We start from the raw sequence: 13,845 nt of genomic DNA on the forward strand, positions 1-13,845 counted from the left end.
CGATAAATTGGGAAACTTTGACTCCAGTCTCCTGCCTTTTTAGGGGAAGAGAGGGGATAAATAAGTGTCTAGAATCACAGATAAACACTTTTAAAACAACCTTTGAGGCTTTCTGAGTAAGTATGTAAAACAACGAGGTATTGGAGTTGTGGCCAAATGGAGTCTTTAAGTAAAGCATCTTATCGAATTGTTGCTATTCCTGGAGAAGGGATTGGGCCAGAAGTAGTGGAAGCTTCCTTAAAAATTCTGCAACACGTTGCTAAAATTCAAGGATTTAGCTTACAGGTAGACTATGGTTGGCTCGGCGCAACTGCCTTTGAACAACTGGGTAGTTACTTCCCTCAAGCCACCGCCGAACTGTGCGATGGAGCCGATGGGATTGTATTTGGTGCAGTTAGTCAAGGCGGATTGCTGGAACTCCGAAAGCACTTCGACTTCTTTTGCAATCTTCGTCCAATTCTCAGCGTTAACAGTCTTGTGCATAAATCTAGTCTTCGACCAGAAAAAATTCAAGGACTTGATATTCTCATCGTTCGAGAACTAGTCAGTGGAATCTATTTTGGCCCATCTGGACGCTCTTGCGATGAACAAGGAAATTATGGGTACCATACAATGCGCTATTACGATGAAGAGATTCGTCGAATTGCTCACAAAGCATTAGAAAAAGCGCAATCTCGCCGAGGATTACTGACCGTAGCTCACAAAGAAAACGCTTTACCTCATTTGCCTTGGATTCGTCTAGTTCAAGAAGAAGCTAGACAATTTCCCGACGTTGTTGTTGAGCCAATGCTGGTAGATAACTTAGCTATGCAAATGGTTTTAAATCCCCAACGCTTTGATGTCATTTTGGCTGGTAATTTGTTTGGAGATATTCTCAGCGATATTGGCGGTGCATTAGTTGGCTCAATTGGCTTATTAGGATCGGCAAGTCTTAACGCTAATGGATTTGGTTTGTACGAGGCCATTCACGGTACGGCTCCAGATATTGCAGGCTTAGGAATTGCTAATCCTCTCGGAACCTTGGGCGCGTGTGTTTTAATGCTTCAGCAATGGGGAGAAGTGCAGGCTGCTCAACAGATTATTACAGCGCAAGACCGAATTTTAGCTAAGGGATACCGGACAGCTGATTTGTTTACCCAAGGAGAAGAAATTTTAGTTAACACTGCAACCTTAGTTGACCTTTTACTTGAAGAACTTTCAGTTGTGCAACATTCTCAATTAGGAGTGCTTCATGAGTCACGAAAATAAAGTTTTATACCTTGGAGATGATATCAATACTGATGATATTATTCCTGCTAATCGAGCTACAAATGATGATCTAGATAGCTTAAAACATTATGCTTTAGAACATGTGATTGGAGCAGGTGAACTGCTAAAATATGATGTGATTGAAGCAGGAGAAAATTTCGGCTGTGGTTCCAGTCGAGAAATTGCTCCCATCGCCCTCCAAGCTGCTGGAATTACAAAGATTCGGGCGCAATCGTTCGCCGAAATTTTTTATCGTAATAGCATTAATATTGGACTTTCTCTAGAAATTTTAGGGGAGAAACAGGAGAATCCTGTCGTTGATGCGATCGCAGCAGCAGGTGGGTTAATGTCTTTTAATCAGCTGCGTCGTCAGGGTCAGATTACCATTCCTCGCAGTCTCACCTCGACCCGACCCATGACTTTAGTAGAAAAACTTTTGGCCAAAGCCTCTAGAAATTCCTACGTCCAGCCTGGAGAAGTGGTTTTTGCTCAGGTCGATTTAGCATTATCCCATGATGCTGTAGCCGGGCCTGTAGCTAAAACATTCTATAAACAGTATGGAGAAGGAGCAAAGTTATGGGACTCCCAAAAGGTGGTCTTAGTAGCAGATCACTTCATCCAAATCAACGACATCCGTGCTGATGACAAAGCATATCTGATGTACGAACAGATGATTGAATTTGCTAAATTCCAAGAATGCCACTTATTTGATGTGGTTTCCCCAGGTGAAGCAGCAGGCATCTGTCACGTTTTACTCCCAGAAAAAGGGTTTGTCCGACCAGGGATGATAATTGCCGGTACAGATTCCCATACCTGCACATACGGGGCATTGGGAGCCTTTTCCACAGGGGTGGGAACGACAGATATGGCTAATATCTATGCCACAGGAGATATGTGGATTCGTGTTCCTCCAACCCTGGTATTTGAGTTGTCTGGAACCTTACCTCCTAAAATTAGTGCCAAAGATATTATCCTGTTTATTCTGGGACAAATCGGCTGTGCTGGCGCTACCAGTAAAGTAATGGAGTTTAGAGGGTCAATCCTCGCACAACTGCCTTTTGATGAACGGTTAACTTTAGCCAATATGGCCGTGGAGTGTGGTGCAATCTGTGGGTTGATTGTTCCTGATGAAGTAACCCGTGAGTATCTAAAAAACCGAGTTTCAGAAGAATTTCAAGAGATTATCGGCGATGCTGATGCTGAGTACGAAAGGGTTTATCAATTTGACCTCAGCAGTTTAGAACCACAAGTTGCACGTCCCCCAAAACCAGATCAAGTAGTTGCCATTAGTCAGTTAGAAAACATTCCGATTACCAAAGCCTTTATTGGCTCTTGTACTGGAGGAAAACTCTATGACTTAGCTCAGGCAGCCGAAGTTTTAAATGGTCGCCAACTGGCAGACGGTGTAAACTTGTTTATTGTACCTGCAACCATTGAAATTAGAGAACAAGCTCAAGAATTGGGCTATCTCGACATTTTTGAACAAGCGGGGGCACAAATTCTTAAGACAGGTTGTGGGGCTTGTATCAATTCTGGATTTGGGGTTTTGGCGAAAGAAGAAACAGGTATTTATGCAACCAATCGCAATTTTAAAGGACGCAGTGGAGATCCAACGGGCAAAAATTATCTAGCCTCACCAAGAACAGTAGCTATCTCTGCTGTAAATGGAAAAATTAGCGATCGCTTTGATTAAAGACTGAGCTATCAGATGAGGTTGAATTAGAGATAAAACTCAAAGAATATTAACCCAATCTGAACGTGAATTACTCTTATTTAGCTTAGTCTAGGTTTTAAGAGAAGTTTCTTGATTTACAAAGACTCTATCCTCTTACCCTTAGTAATGTCTTAACCAACAAAAAAAGGATTTTAGGTAATTAAAATGGACGAAATCGCTAAAAAACTTGCTGGTCTGGGTCTTCCTGGGATAATTCTCGTGATTTTAACAGTTACATCAGCAGGTAGTAATGCTGCTATTGTTGCTGCCCTCACAGCAGTAGGAGGCCCATTTGGCATCGTTGGAGGTATAGGTTTACTTGGTCTAATTACGGTTCTAGGTGATACTGTCGCGGGATATGGAATTGAAGCTGTTCTCAAGGCTGTCTATACAGAACGGAGTAAAACCGAATCTGTAAGATATCTCCTGAAAGAAATTAAAGATTTACCCATTTCAGAGGAGCTAAAACTCAAACTGAAAAATCACCTTAGCCCAGAAACTGTTACTGAGGTGGAAGATGTTCAGGCTCCAAAAACAATTGAAATTGTCGAGGAATAATTTCACGGTTAGATTTGGTGACATTTAAAATCAAATGGCACAAATCCTATTTGGGATTTTAGATTAGGGATTTGGTGTTATTAAAAGCTGACTGGATTTTGCTTTAAGATATCATTCGGATTCTATTTTCAAAACAGTATCAGTTAACCGATCGCACCAAATTTCTGTGAGCAAAGAAAATGGCCTCTGAGTCCAATCTCACCGATTAAACCCTCAAAGGCCTATTTTTTGAGATATTTATGCAATAAATCTGTTACCTAACAGAAGCCCAAAAATCGCTCTAAATATCTGTGAAAGAAATAACTGTAAAGCCTAGGCAAGCACATAGCAAAAAATTAGAAAAATTGTAAAATCCTTACTTTCTGTACCAAATTTATTATGGAAGAAACTATCATTAACTCTATTCAAAATATTAATAATTTGTCTGCCTTAACTGAGCAGGAGCGACATAAAATATTGGTGGAATGGAATCATACAACGGTAGATTATCCAAAGCACTTATGTATACATCAGTTATTTGAAGCACAAGTAGAAAAAACTCCAGACAGCATCGCTGTTGTGTTCAAGGAGGAACAACTAACTTATCAAGAGTTGAACCACCAAGCCAACAAAATAGCACATTATCTACAAATTTGGGGTGTAAAACCAGAGATGTTGGTAGGGATTTGCGTTGAGCGATCGCTAGAAATGATTGTAGGAATGTTGGGTATCCTCAAGGCGGGTGGAGCATACATTCCACTAGATCCAACGTATCCGAAAGAGCGTCTATCGTTTATGCTCTCAGATTCGCAAGTCCAAGTGGTGTTAACCCAAGACAAATTTGTTGAAGAATTAGCTGCAAGTGGGGCGAAGTTGATTTGTCTGGATACTGGCAGGGAATCTTTTCAGCGAGAGAGCAACGAGAATCTTAGTAGTGGGGTTGCACCCGAAAATCTGGCTTATGTAATTTACACATCAGGGTCAACAGGAACACCCAAAGGCGTGCTACTCCAGCATCAAGGCGTGTGTAATTTAGTCCATGCACAAATAAAGCTGTTTGATGTAAAGCAAAATAGCCGTGTTCTCCAGTTTGCTTCTTTCAGCTTTGATGCTTCAGTTTGGGAAATTTTCATGGCTGTGTGTTCAGGAGGTAGCCTTTACATTGGCACTCAAAATTCCTTGCGCCCAGGAACAGATTTAATTGAATTTTTGCGTGAGCAATCAATAACTCAGGTAACACTACCACCCACAGCACTAGCAGCGTTACCAAAAGAGGAATTGCCAAACTTGCAAACCCTCATCGTCGCCGGAGAAGCTTGTAATCCGAAGCTGATTGCTGAATGGTCAAAAGGACGGCGCTTTTTTAATGCTTACGGGCCAACGGAATCAACAGTCTGCGCCACAGTAGCAGAATATACTGGCGACACTCAACTGACAATTGGTCGAGCGATCGCTAATACACAAATTTATATCCTCGACAACCATCAACAACCAGTTCCGATTGGTACTCCTGGCGAATTGTATATTGGTGGCGACGGCTTGGCTAGAGGCTATCTGAACCGCCCAGAGTTGACTAAAGAGAGATTCATCTCTAATCCCTTCCAAAAAAGCAGAGGAGCAGGGGAGCAGGGGAGCAGGGGAGAGAAAGAAGACCAATCCTCAAATTCGGAACGTCTCTACAAGACTGGGGACTTAGCCCGCTTCTTACCAGATGGCAACATTGAGTTTTTGGGGCGAATCGATCATCAGGTGAAGATTCGCGGTTTTCGGATTGAACTGGGAGAAATTGAGGCGCTTTTGAGTCAACACCCAGATGTACAACAAGCGGTGGTAATCACCCGTGAAGACATCCCTGGTGATCAGCGTCTTGTCGCCTATATTGTGCTTAACCAAATTGATGTGAGCGTGACTACCCTCAAACGCTTTCTTCAAGAAAAACTGCCTAACTACATGGTGCCAGCAGTCTTTGTAATCCTAGACTCCTTGCCCCTTACTCCCAATGGTAAAGTTGATCGTCAAAATCTTCCATCTGGCGATCGCTCACGCCCCGATCTCGAAGAAACCTTTGTCGCACCTCGTAACCCCACTGAAGAGACACTCTTCAGTATCTGGGCTGAGTTATTGGGACTTGAGCAGATAGGAATCTATGATAATTTTTTCAATTTGGGTGGTCATTCCTTAATAGCAGCTCAGATTCTTTCCCGCATCCGCGAGGGTTTCCAAGTCGAGTTATTTTTTCACCACATTTTTGCCAATCCTACCATAGCGGGTCTAGCTGGGCTGATTGAACAGCACAGCCACCTGAAACAACAGTTGCAACGTCCTGCTATGCAGCCAATTCCACGGTCAGGATACTTGCCTGCATCCTTTGCTCAAGAGCGAGTATATTTCATTCAAGAAGTAGCTCCTGAAAGTGCTGCCTATCAAGCTCAGGTAACTCTGCGATTCACCGGGAAACTTAATGTGTCTGCATTAGAGCAGTGCCTCAGTGAGATTGTCCGACGGCATGAAATCTTCCGCACGACTTTTCCGGCAATAGATGGACGGTTATTTCAAGTAATCCACCCAGCCTCACCACTTAAGTTAACAGTGGTAGACCTCCAGACATTTCCTGAGTTTGAGCAAGAAGCAGAAAGTCAGCGCCTATTTGACGCAGAGGTGCAAAAGCCCTTCTACTTAAATCAACTGCCGTTAGTTAGGTGGTTATTGTTGAAGTTGAGCGACCAAAACCATCTTTTGATCCACATCGAACATCACATGGTTCATGATGGCTGGTCTTTCAACAATGTGTTCTTGAATGAGTTCCTGGAACTTTATCAAGCCTTCTGTTTGGGTAATCCCTCCCCACTGCCAGAATTAACATTCCAGTTTGGAGATTATGCCCATTGGCAGCGAGAGTGGGTTAAAAGCCAGGAAGCCGAAGCTCAATTAGCTTATTGGCAGCAACAGTTATCCGGCAGTCCGCCCCTGTTGGAATTACCATCAGACCGCCCGCGACCAGCAGAACAAACCTACAACGGCGCTCAAGTCAGGGTAGAGTTGCCCATTAGCTTGTGCGAATCTTTGAGAGTTTTGAGCCGTCAAGAGGGAATCACCTTATTCATGACGACGCTAGCGGCTTTTTTAGTAATATTGCACCGATACACCAGACAGGACGATCTCTGTGTAGGGACAGCTGTTGCCAATCGGCGGATGCGCGAGACAGAACAATTAATTGGCATGATCGTCAATAATTTGGTTTTACGCACCGATTTGTCTGGAAATCCCAGATTTCAGGAGTTACTAGATCGAGTCCGCCAAGTCAGTCTGGAAGCTTTTGCTAACGAAGATTTACCCTTCGATAAGGTCGTGGAGGTTCTGAAACCAATACGGAACCTGAGTTATAATCCCCTGTTTCAGGTGATGTTTAGCTTCCATGATTCTCCTCGTCCAGACTTAACTCTCCCAGAGTTGAACATCACCACGAATGTAGCCCTCAGCAACAAATCAACAAAGTTTGATCTTGATGTCGTTCTCATCCCGCAACATGGTAGAGATAAGGGAATTAGTGTTATTTGGGAATACAACACCGATTTATTCGACGCTGCCACAATCCAGCAGATGGCAGAGCAGTATCAAACTTTACTAGTAGGAATTGTTGCTAATCCAGAGCAGCGAGTTTCTGAATTACCACTGTTAACGCAGACTCAGCAGCAGTTACTGGTGGAATGGAATCAGACTCACAGAGAGTATCCGTCTCAGCAATGTGTCCATGAATTATTTGCGGCTCAGGTGGAGTTAACGCCCGACGCTGTAGCTATTCAGCAAGAAGGTCAACAGTTAACTTACCGCGAATTGAGCGATCGCGCCAATCAACTAGCCCACCATCTGCAAAGTTTGGGAGTCAAACCAGAAACCTTAGTCGGTATCTGCGTTGAGCGTTCCCCAGAGATGATTATCGCCTTACTTGGCATTCTCAAAGCTGGGGGTGTATACATTCCCCTTGACCCTGCCTATCCCGAAGAGCGACTGGCTGATATTCTCGAAGATACACAACTAAGCATTCTGCTGACTCAAGAAAGATTCCAGGGCAAATTACGAGATTATGCCGGAAAAACGATCTGTTTAGATACAGATTGGGAAATAATTGCTCAACACAGTACAGCCAATCCGATTACTAACGTTCAACTCCATAACCTCGCCTACATTATTTACACCTCTGGTTCTACGGGTAAACCCAAAGGGGTGATGATTGAACAGCGATCGCTAATAAATTTTGTCATCACTGCCACTCATGAATATGGCATTAATGCGGGCGATAATATTCTGCAATTTGCGTCAATCTGTTTTGATACATCTATTGAAGAAATCCTACCTTGTCTTTTAGTCGGTGCAACATTAGTGCTGCGAACCGAACAGATGTTGCACTCCAGCGATGAATTTTGGCGGTGTTGCCGAGAATGGCAGTTAACTGTTTTGGATCTTCCCACAGCCTATTGGCATCAATTAGTCGCAGAACTTACCCCTGAAGACTCCCGAATTGCCGAAAGTATCAGAATAGTGATTATTGGTGGGGAAGAAGTTCAACTCGAAAAAGTGAAGCGCTGGCACAGTAGTGTTGCTCACTTCTGGCATCCACCCCAATTACTTAATAGTTATGGGCCAACGGAAGCAACGGTTATAACCACCTTAGATCGCTTAACTCCAGAAGCCTCCTCTGTTAGCATTGGACGACCGATTAGCAATGTTCAGGTTTATGTCCTGGATCAATATCTGCAACCTGTCCCTATAGGAGTTCCTGGAGAACTGCATATTGGCGGAGCCGGATTAGCTAGAGGCTATTGGCAACGGACTGAACTTACCGCAGAGAAATTTATCCAAAATGCAAAATTGGATCGCCTCTATAAAACAGGAGATTTAGCACGATTTCGCGCAGATGGCCATCTAGAATATCTTGGTCGAGTTGACGATCAGGTGAAAATTCGCGGCTTCCGCATTGAGTTGGGAGAAATCGAAACGGTGCTGAGACAACACCCACAAGTGTTTCAAACTGTGGTCATTGCTCGTGAAGACATTCCGGGACAAAAGCGGCTTGTAGCTTATGTTGTACCGCACGAGCCGCAACCAACCACTGATGAACTGCGCCATTTCCTAAAAGCAAAGTTGCCTAATTATATGGTTCCTTCAGCTTTCGTGCAGCTAGAGACGCTGCCGATGACTCCGAACCGCAAGATAGACTACCGCTCGCTACCAGCCCCCGACCTCTCTCGTGGCGCAGAAGATAACTTTGTTGCACCCCAAACCCCTACAGAAGAGAGATTAGCAGCAATTTGGTCGGAAATCTTAAGACTAAAACAAGTCGGCATCCACGATAACTTCTTTGAATTGGGCGGAGACTCCATCCTCAGCATTCAGGTAATTTCAAGAGCTAATCAAGCGGGTATTCAAATTGCCCCTAAACAGCTATTTCAGTACCAGACCATTGCTGAATTAGCTGCTGTGGCAGGCATGACTCGCCAAGTTATAGCCGAACAAGGATTAGTAACTGGCAAGGTGGCGCTAACACCTATCCAACACTGGTTTTTCGAGCAGAAATTGCCCGAACCTGATTACTTTAACCAGTCAGCCATGCTGGAAGTGCCGCCAGATTTGCAACCAGAGCTATTGCAGCAAGTTGTACAACAATTGTTAGTGCATCACGATGCTTTGCGTCTGCGATTTGTGCAGGAAGGCGAAAACTGGCAGCAGTTTAACGCCACCGTTCAGGAACCTGTACCTTTTAGCGTCATCAATTTATCGCACCTATCGGCAGAAGAACAACAAACAGTAATGAAAGCGGCAGATGCCGAACTCCAAGCTAGTTTGAATCTATCGACTGGGGCGATGGCTACGCCCGCCGCAGGCATCGCACGAGTAGTACTGTTTAGGTTGGGCAACGATCAACCTGGTCGGTTACTGTTCATCATTCATCATTTAGTAGTAGATGGTATTTCGTGGCGGATTTTGCTTGAAGATTTGGCTATGGCTTACCAGCAAATCAGCCGTGGTGAAACCATTAAATTACCAGCTAAGACAACTTCTTTTCAATATTGGAGCGATCGCCTCACAGAATACGCCCAATCAGAGGCAGTCACAGAGTTGGATTACTGGCTAAGTCAATCTAGTATTCAAGTTACAGCTTTACCGGTAGACTATCACTTCGATTCCGCTCAGTACAAGCCTTCCGATAAAGAAAATAATACTGTAGCCTCAACCGCTTCTGTGTCACTTTCTTTAACTGAAGAACAAACCCGCGCTCTTTTGCAGGATGTACCCTCTGCCTACAACACTCAAATTAATGATGTGCTGTTGACTGCCCTAGTGCAAAGCTTTGCCCAATGGACGGGAGAACGTTCTCTGCTTGTTGATTTAGAGGGACATGGACGAGAAGACTTGTTTGAGGATGTGGATTTGTCGCGGACTGTAGGTTGGTTTACTACCTTATTCCCCGTTCATTTGCAGCTAGAAGAAATTGACCATCCAGGAGAGGTTTTAAAGTTAGTTAAAGAACAACTGCGGCGCATCCCAAACCGGGGCATTGGCTATGGTGTTTTGAGATATTTACACCCGGATGACACAATCCGCACGAAACTACAAGCGCTACCCCAAGCACAATTAAGTTTTAACTACCTTGGTCAATTCGATCAGGTGATTAAGGCTTCTACCGCCTTGGGTTTGGCTCAAGAATTCAAAGCTGAACAGAGTCTACTTAATCAGCGCAGCCACCTGTTAGGGGTAAGCGGATTCATTCGTGCAGGAAGGCTAGAGATGACTTGGGCTTACAGCGAGAAAATTCATAAACGAGACACTATTGAGGGTTTGGCCTTTGGATTTATGGAGGCATTGCGATCGCTCATTACCCACTGTCAATCCCCTGATGCGATCGGTCATACACCTTCAGACTTCTCAGCAGCCAGACTCAGCCAAAAACAGCTTGACAAATTCCTAGCCAAAATTGACAAAAACAAAACGAAGTAGTCATTTGTCATTGGTCATTGGTCATTTGTCATTGGTCATTAGTCAAGAATCATTTTTTATTTTCCCCATTCCCCATTCCCCATTCCCCAGTCCCCATTCCCCACTCAAAGGTATTTTCATGAACAATATCGAAGACCTTTATGAACTTTCGCCCATGCAGCAGGGGATGCTGTTTCATACCCTTTATGCGCCAGAATCGGAAGTTTATTTTGAGCAGTTGCTTTGTATCCTCCAAGGAAAATTAAATTTTCCTGCCTTCCAGCAAGCTTGGGAACAGGTTGTTGCACGACACCCAATTTTACGCAGTTCTTTTTATTGGGAAGAGATAGAAAAGCCCTTGCAAATGGTGAGTAAGCAAGTGAATCTCCCGTGGGAGGAATTGGACTGGCGGCATTTTACACCTGATAAACAACAAGAGCATTTAGAGAATTTTTTGAAATGCGATCGCCAAAAAGGATTTGAACTAGATGTTGCCCCTCTGATGCGCTTCACCATCATCCAGCTAGAGGACTATACTTACCAATTTATTTGGAGTCATCATCATATCCTCTTTGATGGTTGGTCGATGCAGATTATTCTCAAAGAGGTTTTAGCTTTCTATGAAGCACATCAGCAAGGCGAACATTTACGCCTCCAACACGTTCGCCCCTATCGAGAATATATTCAGTGGTTACAGCAACAGGATATTGATCAAGCAAAGAATTTTTGGCAAAAAACTCTCCAGGGGTTTGAAGTTCCTACACCTTTAATAGGAAACAGGGGACAAGGAACATATAATGAGCAACGTTTTCAATTATCCCAAACGGTAACTGAAAAATTGCAATATGCGGCGCGACAGCACCATTTAACTTTGAATAATTTGGTGCAGGGAGCATGGGCGTTACTAATTTCCCGCTACAAAGGGGAAAGCGATGTGGTCTTTGGTGCAACTGTATCTGGTCGTCCACCAACGCTTGTGGGAGTGGATTCGATGGTGGGGCTATTAATCAACACCCTCCCCATACGGGTACAAATTACACCAAAAGCAGAATTATTACCCTGGCTCAAGCAATTACAAAGTCAAGCATTTGAACAGGAACAGTATGCTTATTATTCACTGGCAGAAATTCAGCGTTTGAGTGATGTTCCTCCAGGAATGCCTCTGTTTGAGAGCCTTTTAGTATTTGAAAATTATCCGCTAGATTCTGCTGAACAGGAAACCAAAAAAACTTTAGAAATTAGTCATCTTCGTTGTTTTGAACGCACGAATTATCCGTTAACAGTGGTGATTAATCCTGAATCACAATTGTCTGGAAGGATTGTCTATGATATTGGTCATTTTGAGCAAGAGACAATTGAGCGGATGATTGGACATTTCCAAACATTGCTATCAGGGATGGGAGCCAATTTACAACAAGATATTTGCCAATTATCCCTGCTTAGTGGAGCCGAAGAGGAAGAGATAATTCTACAAGAGAATAATAAAAATATAGATTCTATTCAATACAAATGTATTCATATTTTATTTGAAGAACAGGTAGAAAAAACTCCTGATGCAGTCGCACTTGTATATGAAAAGCAACATTTAACTTATCGGGAATTAAATAACCGTGCCAATCAATTAGCCCATTATTTACAAACGCTAGGAGTTAAACCAGAAGTAAAGGTGGGAATTTGTGTAGAGCGATCGCTCGAAATGGTAGTAGGAATACTGGCAATCCTAAAAGCAGGCGGGGCTTATGTTCCGTTAGATCCTGCTTATCCAACAGATCGACTAACGCTCATGCTGGAAGATTTACAGACACCCATCTTACTAACACAAACTCATTTCCAAAATAGACTCCCACTCAATAATCAAAATGTAGTTAATCTTGACTCAGATTGGGAAATAATCGCTCAACACAAAGAAGACAATTTGCTCAGTGAAGTTAATCCAGAAAACTTAGCTTATATCATTTATACCTCTGGCACGACGGGAACACCAAAGGGAACAGAAGTTACCCATCGTAGCATTATTGGTTTTATGTTTGGGGTTGATTATATTCACCTTGATGCAAAACAGATTTGGCTACAACATTCATCAATTTCTTGGGATGCACTAACCTTAGAACTTTGGCCGCCATTGCTTTACGGTGGGCGTTGTGTACTTTATCCAGATAAAATTCCCACACCAGAAAGCTTAAGCCAGATTATTCAAGAACAAAAAGTTAACACCTTATTTCTGACTACAGCTTTATTCAATCTCATGATTGAGACAATGCCGCAAGGATTGTCAGGTGTAAAACAACTACTGTTTGGGGGAGAAGCCGTTTCTATAACTCATGTTCGTCGCGCCTTAGAACTATTGCCAGGAACGCAATTAATTCATGGGTATGGTCCTTCGGAATGTACAGTTTTTACTTGTTGTTACCCGATTCCTAAACAACTTGCTGAAGATGTGAATTCAATTCCCATTGGAAAGCCCATCGGTGACAGGATAGTTTACTTACTAGATGGGGATTTACACAGAGTTCCAATTGGCATTCCTGGGGAACTTTATGTGGGTGGAGCGAGCGTTGCTAGAGGTTACTTAAATCAACCAACATTAACTAGTGAAAAATTTATTCATAATCCTTTTATTAAGGGAGATACGCTTTACAAAAGCGGAGATTTAGCACGCCGTCTCCCTGATGGAAACCTGGAATTTATAGGTCGAATTGATACACAAGTTAAAATTCGCGGCTTTCGCATTGAATTAGGAGAAATTGCGGCATTTTTAAATCAGCATCCTGACATAAAGCAAGTTGTTGTTATTGTGCGAGAAGATGAACTTGGTAATAAGTATTTAGTGGCTTATCTTGTCACCAAAGATAATCAACCAACGCCTATTACACTGCGAAACTTTCTCAAGCATAAGCTACCTGATTACATGATTCCCGCCGCCTTCGTATTTCTAGAGGCATTCCCTTTAACACCTAATAGTAAAATCAATCACAGAGCTTTGCCCGCACCAGATACTTCCCAAAGAAATCTAGAGGTTAATTTTGTTCCTCCTCGCACGCCTACTGAACAAGAATTAACCAAAATTTGGGCTGAAATCCTCAAAATAAAACAGATAGGAATTGACGATAATTTTTTCGATTTAGGGGGACATTCTTTACTCGCTACCCAAGCCATTTCTCGATTAAGAGAAGCCTTCTCTCTAGATTTTCCTCTCCGTTATCTGTTTGAAAACCCGACCATTGCTGAACTTGGCCAAAAAGTAATTGCTCAACAGATTGAACAAGCAGAAAATGATGCTATAGCAAAAATTTTAGGAGAAGTTGATCAGTTATCAGAGGCAGAAGTAACGCAGCAATTACTTTTTTAATAACTTAGATATAGCAATTTGA

Annotated in this window: 5 protein-coding genes; all 5 read left to right on the forward strand. The window is 43.0% G+C overall.

What is annotated here, in order from left to right; translation table 11 throughout:
* Positions 1 to 156: 156 nt before the first annotated feature.
* The 5 genes from ACFFRD_RS28985 (at position 157) to ACFFRD_RS29005 (ending at position 13,823) form a co-directional block, all read left to right on the forward strand.
* Entirely contained in the window at positions 157 to 1,248 is a 1,092-nt protein-coding gene (locus ACFFRD_RS28985) for an isocitrate/isopropylmalate dehydrogenase family protein (RefSeq protein ID WP_392479116.1), read from the forward strand.
* Positions 1,232 to 2,941 carry an aconitase/3-isopropylmalate dehydratase large subunit family protein gene (locus tag ACFFRD_RS28990; RefSeq protein ID WP_392479117.1) on the forward strand — a complete coding sequence of 570 codons (1,710 nt, stop codon included), beginning with the start codon at positions 1,232 to 1,234 and terminating at the stop codon, positions 2,939 to 2,941. Before ACFFRD_RS28985 ends, ACFFRD_RS28990 begins: the two co-directional genes overlap by 17 nt.
* Before the next feature lie 186 nt (positions 2,942 to 3,127).
* A complete protein-coding gene (locus ACFFRD_RS28995) occupies positions 3,128 to 3,520 on the forward strand; it encodes a hypothetical protein (RefSeq protein ID WP_012409014.1) in 393 nt (130 codons plus the stop codon).
* 378 nt (positions 3,521 to 3,898) lie between these two features.
* On the forward strand, positions 3,899 to 10,495 hold the full coding sequence (locus tag ACFFRD_RS29000) for an amino acid adenylation domain-containing protein (protein WP_392479118.1): 6,597 nt from the start codon (positions 3,899 to 3,901) through the stop codon (positions 10,493 to 10,495).
* Between the two features lie 118 nt (positions 10,496 to 10,613).
* The gene (locus tag ACFFRD_RS29005; RefSeq protein ID WP_392479120.1) at positions 10,614 to 13,823 is read left to right on the forward strand and encodes an amino acid adenylation domain-containing protein; all 3,210 of its coding nucleotides are present in this window, start codon (positions 10,614 to 10,616) and stop codon (positions 13,821 to 13,823) included.
* The last annotated feature ends 22 nt before the right edge of the window (positions 13,824 to 13,845 follow it).

The sequence above is a fragment of the Nostoc sp. C110 genome, from assembly GCF_043099725.1.
Taxonomy (GTDB): domain Bacteria; phylum Cyanobacteriota; class Cyanobacteriia; order Cyanobacteriales; family Nostocaceae; genus Nostoc; species Nostoc muscorum_A.